At 69.8% G+C, this 15,204-nt stretch carries 15 protein-coding genes and 1 pseudogene; 7 read left to right on the top strand and 9 right to left on the bottom strand.

Annotated elements, in window-relative coordinates; genetic code table 11:
* Positions 1–21 precede the first annotated feature (21 nt).
* The 3 genes from O159_RS03065 to O159_RS03055 are packed head-to-tail and all read left to right on the top strand — an operon-like array spanning position 22 to position 3,826.
* Positions 22–312: a hypothetical protein gene (locus O159_RS03065; RefSeq protein WP_021754298.1), complete on the top strand. Its 291-nt coding sequence runs from the start codon at positions 22–24 to the stop codon at positions 310–312.
* Between the two features lie 22 nt (positions 313–334).
* Positions 335–2,179 carry a helicase-associated domain-containing protein gene (locus tag O159_RS03060; RefSeq protein WP_021754297.1) on the top strand — a complete coding sequence of 615 codons (1,845 nt, stop codon included), beginning with the start codon at positions 335–337 and terminating at the stop codon, positions 2,177–2,179.
* A gap of 6 nt (positions 2,180–2,185) precedes the next feature.
* The gene (locus O159_RS03055) at positions 2,186–3,826 is read left to right on the top strand and encodes a DNA repair helicase XPB (protein WP_021754296.1); all 1,641 of its coding nucleotides are present in this window, start codon (positions 2,186–2,188) and stop codon (positions 3,824–3,826) included.
* A 6-nt stretch (positions 3,827–3,832) separates the two neighbouring features.
* On the opposite strand, the gene O159_RS03050 is transcribed toward O159_RS03055, so the two are convergent.
* From O159_RS03050 to O159_RS14900, 3 genes are read right to left on the bottom strand one after another with little or no spacing between them, the layout of a single operon-like run.
* The gene (locus O159_RS03050; protein WP_021754295.1) at positions 3,833–4,603 is read right to left on the bottom strand and encodes a pyrimidine reductase family protein; all 771 of its coding nucleotides are present in this window, start codon (positions 4,601–4,603) and stop codon (positions 3,833–3,835) included.
* Positions 4,596–5,492, bottom strand: coding sequence for a dihydropteroate synthase (folP, locus tag O159_RS03045; protein WP_043993469.1), 897 nt, complete (start codon positions 5,490–5,492; stop codon positions 4,596–4,598). Before folP ends, O159_RS03050 begins: the two co-directional genes overlap by 8 nt.
* Before the next feature lies 1 nt (position 5,493).
* Complete coding sequence (locus O159_RS14900; RefSeq protein ID WP_169725651.1) at positions 5,494–5,670, bottom strand: hypothetical protein; 177 nt, start codon at positions 5,668–5,670, stop codon at positions 5,494–5,496.
* A gap of 124 nt (positions 5,671–5,794) precedes the next feature.
* Between O159_RS14900 and O159_RS03040 the strand changes: the two genes are divergently transcribed.
* Positions 5,795–6,487: a response regulator transcription factor gene (locus O159_RS03040; RefSeq protein WP_043993959.1), complete on the top strand. Its 693-nt coding sequence runs from the start codon at positions 5,795–5,797 to the stop codon at positions 6,485–6,487.
* 57 nt (positions 6,488–6,544) lie between these two features.
* Positions 6,545–8,260 carry a sensor histidine kinase gene (locus tag O159_RS03035; protein ID WP_021754292.1) on the top strand — a complete coding sequence of 572 codons (1,716 nt, stop codon included), beginning with the start codon at positions 6,545–6,547 and terminating at the stop codon, positions 8,258–8,260.
* 223 nt (positions 8,261–8,483) lie between these two features.
* Here the strand turns inward: O159_RS03035 and O159_RS13725 are convergent.
* The 5 genes and pseudogenes from O159_RS13725 to O159_RS03010 form a co-directional block, all read right to left on the bottom strand.
* Positions 8,484–9,342: pseudogene (locus O159_RS13725) on the bottom strand (IS5 family transposase).
* 31 nt (positions 9,343–9,373) lie between these two features.
* A complete protein-coding gene (gene groL, locus O159_RS03025; RefSeq protein WP_021754291.1) occupies positions 9,374–10,993 on the bottom strand; it encodes a chaperonin GroEL in 1,620 nt (539 codons plus the stop codon).
* Positions 10,994–11,382: 389 nt separating this feature from the next.
* Positions 11,383–11,586: a cold-shock protein gene (locus O159_RS03020; RefSeq protein WP_021754290.1), complete on the bottom strand. Its 204-nt coding sequence runs from the start codon at positions 11,584–11,586 to the stop codon at positions 11,383–11,385.
* A 153-nt stretch (positions 11,587–11,739) separates the two neighbouring features.
* Complete coding sequence (locus O159_RS03015) at positions 11,740–12,288, bottom strand: LytR C-terminal domain-containing protein (protein ID WP_021754289.1); 549 nt, start codon at positions 12,286–12,288, stop codon at positions 11,740–11,742.
* A 22-nt stretch (positions 12,289–12,310) separates the two neighbouring features.
* The gene (locus tag O159_RS03010) at positions 12,311–12,610 is read right to left on the bottom strand and encodes a DUF3263 domain-containing protein (RefSeq protein ID WP_021754288.1); all 300 of its coding nucleotides are present in this window, start codon (positions 12,608–12,610) and stop codon (positions 12,311–12,313) included.
* Between the two features lie 175 nt (positions 12,611–12,785).
* Here O159_RS03010 and msrB point away from each other — a divergent pair, with 175 nt between their 5' ends.
* A complete protein-coding gene (msrB, locus tag O159_RS03005; RefSeq protein WP_021754287.1) occupies positions 12,786–13,205 on the top strand; it encodes a peptide-methionine (R)-S-oxide reductase MsrB in 420 nt (139 codons plus the stop codon).
* Complete coding sequence (locus tag O159_RS03000) at positions 13,202–13,753, top strand: nitroreductase family protein (RefSeq protein ID WP_021754286.1); 552 nt, start codon at positions 13,202–13,204, stop codon at positions 13,751–13,753. The genes msrB and O159_RS03000 overlap by 4 nt, the downstream gene beginning before the upstream one ends.
* An 84-nt stretch (positions 13,754–13,837) precedes the next feature.
* Here O159_RS03000 and O159_RS02995 read toward each other — a convergent pair whose 3' ends face one another.
* Positions 13,838–14,911: a phosphotransferase gene (locus O159_RS02995; protein WP_021754285.1), complete on the bottom strand. Its 1,074-nt coding sequence runs from the start codon at positions 14,909–14,911 to the stop codon at positions 13,838–13,840.
* Positions 14,912–15,204 lie beyond the last annotated feature (293 nt).

Below are 15,204 nucleotides of genomic sequence, written 5' to 3'. Positions count from 1 at the left end.
ACCTCAATTATCCTTGATTCCGTGACCCAGCAGACCCCGCCGCCGGTTTCCTGTCTCCAGCGGATACTCTCTTACATCGCCGCGGCCCTCGTCGCGGTCTCGCTCCTGTGCATCGCGGCCATCCTGATCGGCTCCGCCCTGGGCGGGATGCCCCAGCAGGGCTCCGGTGAGGGGCTGTGGCCGACCGTGTTCCTTTTCCCGCTCGTCGCGTTCCCCATCGCGTTCCTCCTGATCATCGCGATCATCGTCGCCGGAGCGCGCCAGCGCCGCCGGGAGGCGACGGAAGCGGCCGGGCCGAAGAGCAGGCGCTGACGGTCAGCGCCGGGTCCCTGCGATGACCACGACGCTCGCCCTGGCCGCGCGGCTGCGTGCGCTGCCGGATGCCGGGCTCGTCGCCGCGCTGCGCACCCGGCCGATTCGCCGCACGGGCGTCTCCGACTTCTTCGACCTCGCCGAGGCGCTGCTGGATCCCGAGGCCGTGCAGCGCGCGCTCACCGGTCTCGACCGCACCCGGCTCGCAGCGCTGGCGCTGCTCGGCCGTGCGGGCGGCGCCCTCGACGCTGCGGCCCTCGCACGCGGATTCGCCGCGCACCCCGCGACGGCGGGGGCCGCCGAGCGGGAAGCGGCCGGAGCGCTGGCCGACCTGGCCGAAGCCTTCCTCGTCCATCCCGGAGACAGCCAGTACGCGGCCTACCCGGCCGTGACAGCGACGATCGAGCCCCGCGCAGAGGAACTGCTCGCCACCGCGCCGCCGACGGCGCTCGCACTGGTGCCGGACGCCGATCAGCGCTTCACCGACCGGCTCGCGGCCGAACGAGCGTTCGAGGCCGTCGCCGCGGTCTCCGAACTGCTGGCCGAGCTGGGGCGGGGAGGAGCCCGCGAACTGCAGAAGGGCGGCCTGGCGCTGCCCGCGACGAAGCGCCTGGCTGAGGCGCTGAGCGTGGAGGCGTCCGTAGTGCCCGTGGTCCTCTCCATCGCAGGGCGCGCCGGGCTCGCCGCCGTGGGCGATGGAAGCTGGCTGCCGACCGAAGCCGCCTCCGGCTGGCTGCATTCGGCCGCCGCCGACCGCTGGCGCGTCCTCGCCGCCGGCTGGTGGGAAGCGCTGCCCGCCGGCCTGCGCTCGCTTCTGGCCCGTCGCAACCGCGCCACATGGGGAGAGAGCCTGCGCGAGCACATCGCCTGGCTGTACCCGGCCGCGGCCGCGGAGGCCCAGCGCCGGATGGAGGCACACACCCGGGAGGCCGAGTGGCTGGGTGTGACGGCGCAGCAGGCGCCGAGCAGCGCGGGGACCGCCCTCGTGACGAGCGGCCCGGAGACCGCGGCCGGGCTCCTGGCCGGGCTGTTCCCTGCGCAGGTGGACCGCGTCTACCTCCAGCACGACCTCACCGTCGTCTCCCCCGGCCCGCTCGCCCCGAACGTGGAGACGCGGCTGCGGACGATGGCGGAGGTGGAGAGCCGGGCGCTGGCCTCCACATTCCGGTTCTCCACGGCCAGCATCGACCGTGCCGTCACGGCAGGCGAGACGGCGGCGAGCATCCTCGACTTCCTCGCGGCGGTGTCGCTGACAGGTGTGCCACAGCCGCTCGACTACCTGATCGCGGACGCGGTCGAACGGCACGGCCGGGTGCGGGTGCGCTCGAGCGAGGACGGCGGCTCGCTCGTGTACACGGCCGACGCGACGCTCGTGCAGGCGATCGCGGTCGACCACTCGCTCCGGGCGCTGCGCCTCGTGCGTGACGACGCCACCCTGACGAGCCCTCTCCCCCGGGACGCCGTCTACTGGGCGCTCAGCGACGCGCGGTATCCGGTCGTGGCCGAAGACGACGCGGGAGCGCCGGTGGCCCTGCGGCGGCAGCGGGTCGCGCCTCCCCCGGTCGCCACCGCCCGGGACCCGGACGCGGAGTTCGTCGCGCGGCTGCGGGAAGCCGACGGCGGGGCGGGAGCGGACACGACCGGCGCAGTCACCGCCGAGCAGTGGCTCGCGCGCCAGCTCGATCAGGCCGTGCGCGCCCGCCAGCCGATCATCGTGGAGGTCGCCCTGCCCGACGGTCGGATCGTGGACTACCAGCTGGAGCCGACCGGTGTGGGCGGCGGCCGGCTGCGCGGCCGGGACCGCGCGGCGGACATCGAACGCACACTGCCGCTCTCCAGCGTCAAAGGGCTGCGCAGCGTAGACTGATCGGTCATGTCCGATGGCCCCCTGATCGTCCAGAGCGATCGCACCGTCCTGCTCGAGGTCGCCCATCCCGACGCCGAGGACGCCCGGCACGACCTCGCTGTGTTCGCCGAGCTGGAGCGCGCGCCCGAGCACATCCACACTTACCGGATCACCCGGCTCGGGCTCTGGAACGCACGCGCCGCCGGGCACACGGCGGAGGACATGCTCGGGACGCTCAAGCGCTACTCCAAGTTCCCCGTCCCGCAGACCGTGTCGGTGGATATGGCGGAGACAGTCGCCCGGTACGGCCGGCTGGTCATCGAGCGCGACGGCGAGGGCGCGCTGGTGCTGCGCTCGAGCGACCTCGCGGTGCTGACGGAGGTGGCCGGGGCCAAGCGCATCGCGCCACTGCTGCGGGAACGCCGCGACGACGAGACCTTCGCGGTCGACGCCTGGGCTCGCGGCCAGCTCAAACAGGAGCTCGTGAAGCTCGGCTGGCCGGCAGAGGACCTCGCCGGCTACACACCCGGCACTCCGCACGAGATCGGTCTGCGCGAGGACGGCTGGACGTTGCGCGACTACCAGCGGAAGGCCGTCGGAGCCTTCTTCGACGGCGGCTCCGGCGTGGTGGTGCTGCCGTGCGGCGCGGGCAAAACGCTCGTGGGAGCGGGGGCGATGGCCAGGGCGAAGACGACGACCCTCATCCTGGTCACCAACACGGTGTCGGCGCGGCAGTGGCGCGACGAACTGCTGAAGCGCACGATGCTGACCGCCGGGGAGGTGGGCGAGTACTCGGGCCAGGTCAAGGAGATCAAACCGGTCACGATCGCGACCTACCAGATCCTCACGGCCAAGCGGAAGGGCGAGTACGCGCACCTCGCGCTGCTCGACGCGCTGGACTGGGGCCTGGTCGTCTACGACGAGGTTCATCTGCTGCCCGCCCCCGTCTTCAAGCTGACCGCGGAGTTGCAAGCCCGCCGACGGCTCGGGCTCACCGCGACGCTGGTGCGCGAGGACGGCCGCGAGGGCGATGTGTTCAGCCTGATCGGCCCCAAACGCTTCGATGCGCCGTGGAAGGAGATCGAGGCGCAGGGTTTCATCTCCCCGGCCGCCTGCTACGAGGTGCGGATCGACCTGCCGCCCGGCGAGCGGCTGAGCTACGCGGCCGCTGCCGATGCCGAGCGCTACCGCCTCGCCGCGACCGCGCCCGCGAAGCTGGAGATCGCCCAGCGGCTGGTCGAGCGGCATGCCGGGGAGCGCATCCTGGTGATCGGTCAGTACCTGGATCAGATCGACGCGCTCGCCGAGGCGCTCGGAGCGCCGCAGCTGACCGGCGCGACGCCCGTGGACGAACGCGAGCGGCTGTACCAGGAGTTCCGGGACGGCACGACACCGGTGCTGGTGGTGAGCAAAGTCGCGAACTTCTCGGTGGACCTCCCGGAGGCGACCGTCGCCATCCAGGTCTCCGGATCGTACGGCTCGCGGCAGGAGGAGGCGCAGCGCCTCGGCCGGCTGCTCCGGCCGAAGGAGTCGGGTCTCTCGGCGAACTTCTACACGCTCGTCTCGCGCGATACCGTCGATCAGGACTTCGCGCAGAACCGGCAGCGGTTCCTGGCAGAGCAGGGCTATTCGTACACGATCCTGGACGCGCACGCGCTGGCGGCGTAGCGGAGGTCAGGCGGCGGCCCCGTCGCGGACATACCGCAGGAGCAGTGTGTCCTCCGACTGCAGAACGTGCGCGAGCCGCATCCCGACCGGCTCGATCGGCGCAGCACCGACCGCGATGCGGGTGGCCGAGCCCGCCTCCAGCCGCGGGCTCAGGGTGAGGCACAGCTCGTCCACGACGCCGCCGGCGAGGAGGTCGCCGAACAGGTGCGGGCCGCCCTCGCAGTGGATGCGGCGCAGCCCCCGTGCGGCCAGCTCCCGCACCAGCAGCCGTGGCTCGACGCGCTGGGCGCCGCACACGACGACGTCCGCCACCTCGGCGAGCGCCTCGCGGGCGGAAGCGCGCGAGCGCTCCGAGGTGAGTACCAGCGGGCACTCAGGGGCCTCGTGGAAGATCGGACCGGCCGGGTCGAGGTCGAGGCCGGCGCTGACGATGGCGAAGACAGGATGCTCGGTCAGCCCCGCCGCGCGGCGGGCCCGTTGCGATGCCGCGTCCACGCGCATCGCGCCGTAGCCTTCCGCGCGAATCGTCCCCGCCCCCACGACCACGACATCGCAGAGACGGCGCAGGATGTCGAACACCCGCCTGTCGGCGTCGTCCGAGAGACCGCCGGAGAGACCTTCCTCGGTGCCCGCGCCGTCGAGGCTGGCGACGAAGTTCACGCGCAGCCAGAACGGACCGGCGCCGGTTCCGGCGGTGTAGAGCGCAGCGAGCTCGGTGTCGTCGAGTCCGCTCACGCCGGGCGCCGGGCGCAGGCGGGCGAGAGCCGGTTCAGTCATTGGCATCTCCCATGTTGTGTTTGAGGAAGGCCGGCTCCCGCAGGCCCAGAACAGCCTCCGTCATGCGCGCAGCGGCGACGGACGCTCGCACGTCGTGCATCCGGATGATCCGCGCGCCGTTCACGATGGAGACGACCGCGGCGGCGAGCGATCCCTCTCCACGCCGGGATCGCGGCGCGTCCAGGGTCTCACCGATGAAGTCTTTGTTGGAGACGGCGGCCAGCGTGGGGTAACCGAGGTCGGCGATCTCCGCGAGACGGCGCGTCAGCTCCAGCGAGTGCAGGGTGTTCTTGTTGAGGTCGTGGCCGGGATCGAGCACGATGCGCTCCTCCGGGACACCCGCCGCAGCCGCGCGCTCCACCCGGTCGAGCAGGAACGCCGACACCTCCGCGACGATGTCGGCGTAGTGCGGCCGCGGGTACACCGTCCGCGGTGCGGCGAGACTGTGCGTGAGGACGAGCGTCGCCTCGCTGTCGGCCACGACGCGCGCGAGCTCCGGGTCGCTCAGCCCCGTGGTGTCGTTGACGACGGTGGCGCCCGCGGCGATGGCCCGCCGGGCGACCTCGGAGTGGAAGGTGTCGACCGAGATCGCCACCTCCGATCCGGCCCGCAGCTCGCGCACGACGGGGACCACTCGCCCGGCCTCCGCCTCCACCGGGATCGCCTCGCCCGGCGCGAACGGCGCCCCGCCGATGTCGACCCAGTCGGCGCCGGCCGCGACCGCGTCGAAGCAGGCGGCGACCGCCTTCTCGAGGGCGAAGGTGCGGCCCTGGTCGAAGAACGAGTCGGGCGTCCGGTTGACCACGGCCATGACGGCCACGCGCCGGGAGAAGTCGAAGGTGCGGGCGCCGATGCGGCGGACGGGGACGCGAAGCGGGGGCAGATACATCTCAGACGCCGGCACGATCCGGCCTCTCGCCGACCGCCGGCGGGGCGTCTCCCGAAGATTCCATGCCCCGATCGTAGAGGCCGGAGGAGAACGGGGCGGTGTCATCGCTCGCACGCTCTGCCACGAGCACACGCGCCACGGCCGTGCCACCGGCGATCGCGACGATTCGCTGAGACACGGGGCTGGCCCCCTTTCGCCTCCACCAGCATCCGCTGTCCGCACGACGAGCGCTAGCCCCTCGCACCCCCAGCGCACCGTCGGCTCACAGGAATAATTCAGTGAATGTGCAGATCATGTTTCACATGAACGCAGGACCCCGCATTCTCATCGTCGACGACGAGCCGAACATCCGCGATCTGCTCACCACCAGCCTCCGCTTCGCCGGCTTCGCCGTGCGCGCGGTCGGGAACGGCGCGCAGGCGATCTCCGCGGTCCTCGAAGAGGAGCCCGACATCATCATCCTCGACGTCATGCTCCCGGACATGAACGGGTTCGGCGTCACCAAGCGGCTGCGCGGGGCCGGCTACACCGCGCCCATCCTGTTCCTCACGGCCAAAGACGACACCGAGGACAAGATCACCGGCCTCACCGTCGGCGGCGACGACTACGTCACCAAGCCGTTCAGCCTCGACGAGATCGTGGCGCGCATCAAAGCTATCCTGCGCCGCACGATGCAGGCCGACGAAGACGCCGTGATCCGCGCGGGCGAGCTGACGATGGACCAGGACACGCACGAGGTCTTCGTCGGCGACACCCCGATCGAGCTGAGCCCGACCGAGTTCAAACTGCTGCGCTACCTCATGCTGAACCCGAACCGCGTGCTGTCGAAGGCGCAGATCCTCGACCATGTGTGGGAGTACGACTTCAACGGCGACGCCGGCATCGTGGAGTCCTACATCTCCTACCTGCGCCGCAAGGTGGATGCGCACTCCAGCGAAGCGCTCATCCAGACCAAGCGTGGATTCGGCTACATGCTGAAAGCCGCCAAGGCGTGAGACGGAGCGCCCCGCTTTCCCTGCGGAGCCAGCTTCCCTGCATAGACTGACGTCCTCATGCACTCACGCCTGCTCGACCGCTGGAACGCGATCTCCCTCAGAACCAAGATCACCGGGGTGACCGTGCTCATGCTGACGCTCGGGCTCCTCGTGACCGGAATCGGCACGATGTCCATGCTGAAACCGGTGCTGCTCGACCAGCTGGACGCACAGCTCTCGGCGGCATCGGGTGCGAACTATCTCAACACCTACCTGTTCGGCACATCGTCGGGCAGCGCGAAGATCGCGACGGATGCGAGCCCGTCGGACTACTTCGCGGCACTGTACGATTCGACCGGCGACCTGGTGCGAACCAATTGGTCGAACATCCCGTTCTCCAGCCGGCCGGCCGTCCCCGACCACATCTCGGTCACCGACGGCAAGCAGCTGCAATCGCAGGGCGGATACCCGCTCACGAGCAACGACGGCCGCATCGCCTACCGGGCGATGGCGCAGGTCGTGACGCTGACCTCGCCGGCCGGGGCGCTCGGCACGGCGATCGTCGCGACGAACACCAGCCAGATCGACACGGTGATGGCGAGCTTTCTGGCCATCTTCCTCGGCTTCGGCGTCATCGTCATCATCGTCGGCGCCGGTCTGACCCGCATGCTGGTCACCACCACTTTCTCGCCGCTGCGCGAGGTCGAGCAGACCGCGGCGGCCATCGCCGACGGCGATTTCAGCCAGCGCCTCGGCGGCGCGACGCCGAACACGGAGGTCGGCCGGCTGAACCGCTCGCTCAACACCATGCTCAACCGGATCGACCGGGCCTTCAGCGACCGCGCGCGCACGATCGACCAGATGCGCCGGTTCGTGGGCGACGCCTCCCACGAACTGCGCACGCCGCTCGTCTCGCTGCGCGGCTACGCCGAGCTCTACCGGATGGGCGCCCTGCAAACCTCCGACGATGTCGCGCAGGCAATGGACCGCATCGAGAAGGAGGCGATCCGGATGGGCATCCTCGTCGAAGACCTCCTCGAGCTCGCCCGCCTGGATGAGACGAAGCCGCTCGAGCTGAAAGCCGTCGACCTCGTCGCCATCGCCCGTGACGCCGCGATGGATGCGATGGCGGGCTCCCCGGGCCGCATCGTCACCGTGATCGCCCCGCCCCCTGTCGCCGCCGTCGCCCCGGAGCCGGAAGAGCCCGGCGTCGAAACGGCTCCGCTGCGCGTGGCCGATCAGCCCGGCCGCCCGACGAGCGCGACCGGCCCCATCGCCTTCGCGGGCGCGACGCTGGCCCGCCTGCGCCGCGGACGCACCCGCCGCAGCGGCGGCACCGGCCCCATCGCGATCGCGACCGGCGAGGAGCTGATCAGCCTGCCGGGGTCCCCACCCGCCCATCCCGCGCTCGTCCTGGCCGAGGAGAACAAGCTCCGTCAGGTGGTGACCAACCTGATGGGCAACGCGCTGCGCTACACCGCCAGCGACAGCCCTATCGAGATCGGAGTGCAGATCGACCACCGCGCCGAGCGGGCGGTGCTGGAGGTCCGCGACCACGGCGACGGCATCCCGCCCCAGATCCATGAGAAGATCTTCCAGCGTTTCTGGCGCGCGGACACCTCACGCACCCGCGAGACCGGAGGCAGCGGGCTCGGCCTGGCGATCGTCTCCTCGATCGTCGCAGCGCACAACGGCAGCGTGGATGTCGTGGAGACGCCCGGCGGAGGCGCGACCTTCCGGGTGTCGCTGCCGCTGGCAGACTCGACGGCAGCGCCCAAGCCGGTCGGCGGCTAGAGAAACCTTCTCGCCGCGAACGGACGCCCGGCCGGGTCGGACTCCGCCGCGCCCGGGTCCCGTCGTGTCGCGGGACATCCGGGGCGAGGGAACCGGGGAGAGGGAGACCGAGCAGGAGAAATCCCGGACAGGAGAATCCGAGCGCGGAAAGGCGGAAAGGGCGCCTCCCTGAGGGGAGACGCCCTTTCCGTCGTCTTCGGCTGCGTCGGACTTAGAGATGGTTTCAGTAGTCGTTTTTGGTGAGTTTGCGGGCGCTGGTGATCGCGATTGCTAGAGCGACGAGCGCCGTGATCGTTGAGGCGGTGCGGTCGTAGCGAGTGGCGAGTTTCCGGAAGGCGAGGATCCAGGCCATGGTGCGTTCGACTACCCAACAGTGTTTACCCAGTCACTGTTTGGAGTCGACTCCGATTCGTGCGATGCGTGCCTTGATCCCACGACAACGCAGGTAACAGCGGACGCGGCGGTTGTCGTAAGCCTTATCGGCGTGGAAGATAACCGGGCGGCGTCTGGGCCGACCGCGGCCGACGCCCTTGATCGCGGTGATGTTGTCTAACACAGGTTCCACGAGCATGGAGTCGTGTCGGTTGGCGCCGGAGATCTCCACATGCAGCGGGAGTCCGTTGCGGTCGGTCAGGACATGGTACTTGGTGCCCCGTTTCCCACGATCCGTGGGGTTAGGTCCAGTGAGATCGCCCCCCTTTTCGCCCGGACACTTACGGAGTCCAGGCAGGTTCTTGACCAGTCGATCATGCCAGCCTGGCCGAGTTCGTCGAGCATGATCTTCCGCAGTGCATCCCACGCGCCCGCTTCGGACCATTCACGCAGACGCCGCCAACAAGTGACCCCGGACCCATACCCCAACTCGGGCGGGAGCTTCTCCACGGGATCCCCGTCAGCAGCACGAACACGATCCCAGCGAACACCTTCCGGTCAGGAACCCGAGGCTGCCCAGCCCGCCCATTGACCACAGGCGGCCGAGGCGGAATCAACGGCTCCAGCCGCTCCCACAACATATCCGTAATGAACCGATCCTCAGCAAGCGTCGACACTCGACCAGCATCCCCGCTAACCAGCCACAACAACCACCGCCACGCCGACTACTGAAACCACCTCTTAGAAGTCCATGCCCGCACCCGGGTCGGCCGCGACAGGGGCGGCCTTCTCCGGCTTGTCGGCCACGACGGCCTCGGTGGTGAGGAACAGACCCGCGATGGAAGCGGCGTTCTGCAGCGCCGAGCGGGTGACCTTCACCGGGTCGTTGATGCCCGCGATGATCATGTCGACGTAGTCGCCGGTGGCCGCGTTGAGACCGTGGCCGAGCGGGAGCTCGCGGACACGGGCGACGACAACGCCCGGCTCCATGCCTGCGTTGATCGCGATCTGCTTCATCGGGGCTTCGATGGCGACCTTGACGATGTTGGCGCCGGTGGCCTCGTCGCCCTCGAGCTTCAGCTTCTCGAACGCGAGCTTGCCGGCCTGGATGAGGGCGACGCCCCCACCGGCCACGATGCCCTCCTCGACGGCCGCCTTCGCGTTGCGGACGGCGTCCTCGATGCGGTGCTTGCGCTCCTTGAGCTCGACCTCGGTGGCCGCGCCCGCCTTGATCACGGCAACGCCGCCAGCGAGCTTGGCGAGACGCTCCTGGAGCTTCTCGCGGTCGTAGTCCGAGTCGGTGTTGTCGATCTCGCCGCGGATCTGGGCCACGCGACCGGCGATCTGCTCGGTGTCCCCCGCGCCCTCGACGATGGTGGTCTCATCCTTGGTGATGACGACCTTGCGGGCCTGGCCGAGCAGGTCGAGGGTGACGTTCTCGAGCTTGAGACCGACCTCCTCGGAGATGACCTGGCCGCCGGTGAGGATCGCGATGTCCTGCAACATGGCCTTGCGGCGGTCGCCGAAGCCCGGAGCCTTGACGGCGACGGACTTGAAGATGCCGCGGATCTTGTTGACGATCAAGGTAGCGAGCGCCTCGCCGTCGACGTCCTCAGCGATGATGAGGAGCTGCTTGTTGGCCTGGATGACCTTGTCCACGATCGGGAGCAGGTCTTTGATCGAGGAGATCTTCTGGTTGGCGATGAGGATGTACGCGTCCTCGAACACCGCCTCCTGGCGGTCCTGGTCGGTGACGAAGTACTGCGACAGGAAGCCCTTGTCGAAGCGCATGCCCTCGGTCAGCTCCAGCTCGGTGCCGAAGGTGTTCGACTCCTCGACGGTGACGACGCCCTCCTTGCCGACCTTGTCGATCGCCTCGGCGATGATGTCGCCGATGGTGGTGTCCCCGGCGGAGATGGAGGCGGTGGCCGCGACCTCCTTCTTGCTCTCGACCTCCTTGGAACTGCCGACCAGTTCGGCGGTGACGGCCTCGACGGCCTTCTCGATGCCGCGCTTCAGCGAGATCGGGTCGGCGCCGGCCGCGACGTTGCGCAGACCTTCCTTGACGAGCGCCTGGGCGAGCACGGTGGCCGTGGTGGTCCCGTCGCCGGCGACATCGTCGGTCTTCTTCGCGACCTCTTTGACGAGCTCCGCGCCGATCTTCTCGTACGGGTCGTCGAGTTCGATCTCCTTCGCGATGGAGACGCCGTCGTTGGTGATGGTCGGCGCTCCCCACTTCTTCTCGAGGACGACGTTGCGCCCGCGCGGGCCAAGCGTCACCTTGACGGTGTCAGCCAGGATGTTGAGGCCGCGCTCGAGGCCGCGACGGGCATCCTCGTCGAAAGCAATGATCTTTGCCATGTGTTTCTCGTCCCTCCCGGACGTCTGCGAAAGATTCGGTTTGTTAGCACTCGATAATGCGGAGTGCTAAAGCGATTCTGGCACTCGTCGCGGTGGAGTGCAAGGCGAGTCCACCGCCGAACGGCCCGCGGCGAAACCGGAGCGCCGTGGAAACCACGAAGCCCTCCCTTCCCGGTGTACCCGTCGCGACGGAAAGGGAGGATTTTTGGAGCGGGAGCCCGGTCAGTGCAGGAAAAGGAGGGATCGCTGGGTGAGAGGGAGGGTGATGTCCTCCCTTTGCAGCGGGCAGGGAGGGGGCAGGGGCTGTTGCGGGGGCGAGGCGGACAGGGGGCAGAATGCGAGCGCCGCCCCGGAGGGCGGCGCTCTGTGGTCTTGCCGATCGCTGCGTGTTACAGCGGGCGCACCGACTCGGCTTGCGGGCCTTTGTTGCCCGTGCCGACCTCGAATTCCACCTGCTGGCCCTCTTCGAGGACCTTGTAGCCGCTCATCTCAATTGCGGAGTAGTGAACGAAAACGTCCTGCTCCACATCTTCGAGAGTGATGAATCCGTAGCCCTTCTCAGCGTTGAACCACTTCACGGTCCCGTTCGCCATGCATTACTCCCATTGCTGTGTCGCTCGTGCGGTCCAGCGCCGCACGTTGACCCCGATACTAATGCTTGCAATGCTGGCAATGGGGAGAATCTTTGTGAATCCGTTACAAAATCCGCCGAAGTTAAACCTGCTGGAAACAATCGGCGCAGTGGCTCAGCCAGTGTAGTCGCTGCCGACGACCACTGTGAGCTGCGCCCCGGTCTGCGCGAAATCCTGCGCCTCCTGGATGGTCGCTCCCGGCAGGGACTGGGCGGCCCCGAGCGCCGCGGCCTGGTTGGCGGGGTCGGAGTAGTACACGATCGTCTGCTTCAGATCGGTGCGGGAGGCGTTCGCGACGGCGCCGACCGTCCAGCCGGCGGCGGCCAGCTTCTCGTCCACCCGGCCGGCCAGCCCCGAGATCGTCGTGCCGTTGAGGATGTTGACGGTCAGGGCCGGGTCCACCGTCGGGACGATCGTCGGTGTGGGGGTCGCGCTGGGGCTCGGCGAGGCATCGGCGGAGCGGGGCGAACCGTTGAAGGAGATGGAGCCGCTGACGACCGAGAGGGAGAGGATACCGGCGCCGACGAGAACGGCGGTGGCGAGGGCAGCCCAGCCGACCGCGATCCAGCGACGGCCCTTCGGCCGCGGTGCGCGGTGCGCGCCGACACGCTGGAGGTCGTCCGGGATCTCATCGAAGCGGTCTGTCGGATATTTCTGTGCCATCTAGCGCTGGTTCCTCGTGGTCTCAGTCGTGGTGCGGGAGCGTCCGGGCCTGCCGCGCGGCCAAGCGGGTCTCCCGCAGCCGAAGCAGGCGCTTGACGAGCATGGGATCGTGACGGAGCGCCTCGGGCCGGTCGATCAGCGCTCCGAGAAGCTGGTAGTACCGTGCCGCCGAGAGGCCGAACTCCTCGCGGATGGCCTGCTCTTTGGCGCCGGCGTGCCGTGACCATTGACGCTCGAACGCGAGGATGTCGGTCTCTCTGCCGGTGAGCCCCTCCGGCTTCGGCCTGTTCCAGTGGTCGTCTGCCGCCTCGGCCACACGCACCGCCTCCCCTCGCCGTCGCCCGTCTGTTCCCTCTTCTCGCGCTCGCGGAACATCCTAGGGGCCGCCTCCTGTGTGTTGCCCGGTGGCGCGCGGCGAAACAGCGGAGCCGCGCGAAACGGACAACGGCGGGTGCGGCCGTGCCGTTTAGGGTGAGGAGAGACGAGAGGATGCTGCGATGGACGCTGGCAAGGGCGAGTACCAGATCGCCAAGTCCGACGAGGAGTGGCGCCGCGAGCTCACGCCCGAGCAGTACAGCGTGCTGCGGCAGGCTGGCACCGAACGGCCGTGGACCGGCGAGCTGCTCGACGAGAGCCGCGCCGGAGTCTACGCCTGTGCCGCGTGCGGGGCCGAGCTCTTCCGGTCGGGAACGAAGTTCGACAGCGGCTGCGGCTGGCCGAGCTTCTACGAGTCCGTCCGCCCGGAAGCGGTCGAACTGCTCGAGGACACCCGTCTCGGGATGGCGCGCACCGAGGTCCGCTGCGCGAACTGCGGCTCCCACCTCGGCCACGTCTTCCCGGACGGCTTCGGCACCCCGACTGGCGACCGCTACTGCATGAACTCGATCTCGCTGGACTTCCAGCCGGAGGCCGAATGAGCGACCTCGTCTCGCGCGTCGCGGCGCGCCGATCCCACTCCCGGGTGACCCCGGACGCGCCGACCCACGAGGAACTGCTGCCGCTCGTAGCCGCGGCGGGCCGCGTCGCGGACCACTCGGCGCTGCGCCCGTGGCGGGTCATCGAGCTGCGTGGCGAGGCCCGCGTGCGGCTCGGCCGGGCGTTCGCCGAAGATGCGAAGCTGAGCGGGCGGGCGGGCGACAAGCTCGCCGCGAAAGCGCTCCGCTCGTCGCTCCTGCTCGCGATCGTCTCGGTGCGGACGAAGAGCGAGAAAGTCCCCGGCTGGGAGCAGGACGCCGTGGCCTCAGGCGTCGCCCACCTGCTGAGCCTGCTGCTCCATGACGCCGGCTGGGGCGTGATCTGGCGCACCGGGCGGCACACCCGGTCGAAAGCGGTACACCGGATGCACGGGCTGGCCCGAAACGAGCGGCTGCTCGGCTGGCTCTACGTCGGCGGCATACCGGAAGGCAGCAAAGAGGGGCACCGCAAGACGGTGGACCCGGAACGCTTCCTCAGCGTTCCGGACTAGGGGAAACGCGCCGCCAGCAGCCGCTCCACCGCCCCCAGCGGGATGGGCGCCCACGTCGGCCGGTGCCGCGCCTCATACGCGATCTCATAGACCGCCTTGTCCAGCTCGAACGCGCCGAGCAGCCGGCGGTGGGCGGAAAGCTCTTCCCCCACCACCGACGCATAGCCGTCGAGGTACGCTTCCCGCGCGCGCCGCCCACGCAGCGGCGTCGATCGGCGGTTCCCGGCGAGCCAGCGACCCGGCCACATAGTCGAAGCTGCGGAGCATCCCGGCGATTTCCCGCATGGTGGCGTCCGGTCGGGCGCGCTCGGCGAGGGGCCGCAGGGGTTCGCCCTCGAAGTCGATGAACTGCCAGCCGCGCTCGGGCGAGTGCAGCACCTGGCCGAGGTGCAGGTCACCGTGGATGCGCTGGAGGGTGGGGATCGCCGCAGCCGCGGCCTCCTCATAGACGGCGGCGATCCTGGGCCGCAGCTCCTCGACGACGGGGACATCGGCAGTGGTGACGACGAGACGGCGGAACATTCCGTCGAGGGCCTCGGCCACGTCCCGGCGATCGGCGGGACGGGTGGGGAGCGCGACGGCGAGGAGACGGTGCAGCTCGGCCGTGCCGGCACCGAGAGCGAAAGCCTGCCCGGCGAAGTCCTCGCCGCGCTCGGCGGCGCGGAGGGCGAGCTCCCAGCCGTTCTCCGCACCGGGAACGAAGTCCTGAACGAGAGCGAGCTCGCCGGAGGCCCGTCCGCCGTCCGGCGCGGGCCACGAACCCGTCAGCCAGCCGAACAGGACGGGCGTGCGTTCGGAGCCTTCGCGGGTCAGGGCGGCGAGAGTGGAGATGTCGGGGTTCTCGCCCTCCTGGAGGACGCGGAACACCTTCACGAGGGCCCGTCCGCCGCCCGCGAGCCCGGCGACGATGGAGGTGTTGGACTGCTCTCCGGACAGCAGGCGGGAGGAGACGACCCGCAGGTCGCCGCCCGTGCTGCGGCCCTGCGCGAACGCTTCGCCGTCACCGGTCCGGCCCGCGCCCGACATGAGCGCGGCGAGGGCGGCGACGTAGGCCTCCTCGGCAGGGCCGTCGTAGAGGTGACGGCCCGCGGTCTCGCCCACGAACGCGGCCGGATCGCCGTCGCGGCGGCGGCGGGCGACGAGCGGGACCTGATACACGCGCGGGACGCGCGGGGCGTCGTCGCAGAAGAGGGCGGGGCGTCGTCGCAGAAGAGGTGGGTGAGGATGCGGACATCGTCGACGGCGTCCGCGTCCGGCTCCACCTCGAACGACGCCAGCAGACACAACCTCGGCTCGACGCTTTTGGTGGAGTACCAGCGCTGGCGGCGCATCCACACGCCGACGAGCTCTGTGAGTTCGGTCATGCCTGCACCGTACCCCTCCGCGCGTTCCAGCGGCCACGCCCCGGAAACAGCCACGGGCCCGCCGGAAGGACACGGCCTGTCTTGATG

The organism is Leifsonia xyli subsp. cynodontis DSM 46306 (assembly GCF_000470775.1).
Taxonomy (GTDB): Bacteria; Actinomycetota; Actinomycetes; order Actinomycetales; family Microbacteriaceae; genus Leifsonia; species Leifsonia cynodontis.
This window is presented reverse-complemented; position numbering and strand designations above follow the sequence as displayed.

Coding starts and splice junctions, on each gene's coding strand:
- O159_RS03060 (WP_021754297.1), top strand. CDS start 335: ATGACCACGACGCTCGCCCTGGCCGCGCGGCTGCGTGCGCTGCCGGAT.
- O159_RS03055 (WP_021754296.1), top strand. CDS start 2,186: ATGTCCGATGGCCCCCTGATCGTCCAGAGCGATCGCACCGTCCTGCTC.
- O159_RS03050 (WP_021754295.1), bottom strand. CDS start 4,603: ATGACTGAACCGGCTCTCGCCCGCCTGCGCCCGGCGCCCGGCGTGAGC.
- folP (WP_043993469.1), bottom strand. CDS start 5,492: ATGTATCTGCCCCCGCTTCGCGTCCCCGTCCGCCGCATCGGCGCCCGC.
- O159_RS03040 (WP_043993959.1), top strand. CDS start 5,795: ATGAACGCAGGACCCCGCATTCTCATCGTCGACGACGAGCCGAACATC.
- O159_RS03035 (WP_021754292.1), top strand. CDS start 6,545: ATGCACTCACGCCTGCTCGACCGCTGGAACGCGATCTCCCTCAGAACC.
- groL (WP_021754291.1), bottom strand. CDS start 10,993: ATGGCAAAGATCATTGCTTTCGACGAGGATGCCCGTCGCGGCCTCGAG.
- O159_RS03020 (WP_021754290.1), bottom strand. CDS start 11,586: ATGGCGAACGGGACCGTGAAGTGGTTCAACGCTGAGAAGGGCTACGGA.
- O159_RS03015 (WP_021754289.1), bottom strand. CDS start 12,288: ATGGCACAGAAATATCCGACAGACCGCTTCGATGAGATCCCGGACGAC.
- msrB (WP_021754287.1), top strand. CDS start 12,786: ATGGACGCTGGCAAGGGCGAGTACCAGATCGCCAAGTCCGACGAGGAG.
- O159_RS03000 (WP_021754286.1), top strand. CDS start 13,202: ATGAGCGACCTCGTCTCGCGCGTCGCGGCGCGCCGATCCCACTCCCGG.